The sequence below is a fragment of the Kitasatospora sp. NPDC002965 genome, from assembly GCF_040611255.1.
GTDB lineage: Bacteria > Actinomycetota > Actinomycetes > Streptomycetales > Streptomycetaceae > Kitasatospora.
This window is the reverse complement of the sequence record NZ_JBEXNT010000306.1, coordinates 1-1,515: the sequence shown is the minus strand read 5'-3', so window position 1 is coordinate 1,515 and position 1,515 is coordinate 1. Positions and strand designations below refer to the sequence as shown.

The following is a 1,515-nucleotide window of genomic DNA, read 5'->3' as shown; positions in this document are numbered from 1 at the left end:
GTCGGGTGACGAACGTGTACGGGCCGACGGAGGTGACGGTGTGGGCGACGGCGGCGGAGCTGGCGGCCGACCACCGGGGCGTCCCCGCCATCGGCGTGCCCTTCCCGCAGGTCCGCGCACTGGTCCTCGACAGTGCCCTCCAGCCGGTGCCGACCGGTGTGCCCGGCGAGCTGTACCTCGCGGGTGAGCAGCTGGCCCGCGGCTACCTCGGGCGGCCCGGCCTCACCGCGGGCCGCTTCGTGGCGGACCCGTACGGCCCGGCCGGCGGGCGGATGTACCGCACCGGTGACCTGGTGCGGCGCCGTGCCGACGGGCTGCTGGACTTCCTGGGCCGGGTGGACGACCAGGTGAAGCTGCGCGGCTTCCGGATCGAACTCGGCGAGGTGGAGGCCGCGTTGGCCGCCCTGCCGGGCGTCGGCCGGGCCGTCGTCCTGGTCCGCGAGGACGTGCCCGGGCAACAGCAGCTGGTCGGCTACGTCACGGGCACCGGCGGTACGGACGCAACCGCGGACGGCACCGGCGCCGAGGCGGAGCCGCCCGCCCCCGAGGAGCTGCGCCGGGGTGTGGCGGCGGTGCTGCCCGAGTACATGGTCCCGTCGGTGGTCGTGGTGCTGGAGGTGCTGCCGCTGACGGCCAACGGCAAGACCGACCGCCGGGCACTGCCCGCCCCGGACCGGGCCGTCACGGCCGGTCGGCTGCCGGCCACCCCGGCCGAGGCCGTGATCTGCGGCATCCTCGCCGAGGTGCTCGGCCTGACCGCCGTGGGTGCGGACGACGACTTCTTCGCGCTCGGGGGCCACTCGCTGCTCGCCGCCCGCGCCGCCGGCCGGATCCGGCGGCGGCTGGGCGTCGACGCGGCCATCCGGGACGTCTTCGAGGCGCCCACCCCGGCCGCGCTCGCCGCCCGCCTGGCGGGCCGGAACGCCGTCGAGCGCCCCGCGCTGACGGCCGGACCGCGCCCCGAGCCGCTCCCGCTCTCCGCGGCGCAGCGCGGCCTCTGGTTCCAGTACCAGGTCGAGGGCCCGAGCGCGACCTACACCATCCCCTTCGTCGCCCGGATCGACGGGACCCCCGACGTGGCCGCGCTCGCGGCGGCGCTGGCCGACCTGACGGCCCGGCACGAGAGCCTGCGCACCGTCGTCGGCGAGCGGGACGGGGAGCCGTACCAGCGGGTGCTGACCCCGGCCGAGGCGGCCGAGGCCGTGCCGCTGACCGTCCTCGACGTCCCGGCCGACCAGGTCGACCGGGAGATCGCCGCCGCGCTCGCGCACCGCTTCGACCCGACCGCCGAACCGCCGCTGCGGGCCACCCTGCTGAGGGAGCCCACCGGTGCCGCGACGCTCGTCGTCGCCCTGCACCACATCGCCGGCGACGAGGCCTCCCGGGGGCCGCTGATCGCCGACCTCCAGGCCGGCTACCTCGCGCGGCTGGCGGGCCGGGCCCCGGAGTTCGCCGAACTTCCGGTCCAGTACGCGGACTTCGCGCTCTGGCAGGCGAGTCTGGACCAGGCGGCGC

Annotated in this window: 1 protein-coding gene; it reads left to right on the top strand. The window is 77.5% G+C overall.

All coding sequences use genetic code 11. From position 1 onward, the window contains the following. Positions 1 to 14: 14 nt before the first annotated feature. Positions 15 to 1,515, top strand: a 1,501-nt coding sequence (locus ABZY91_RS42015) for a condensation domain-containing protein (RefSeq protein ID WP_355409521.1), incomplete at its 3' end; no start/stop codon positions are given.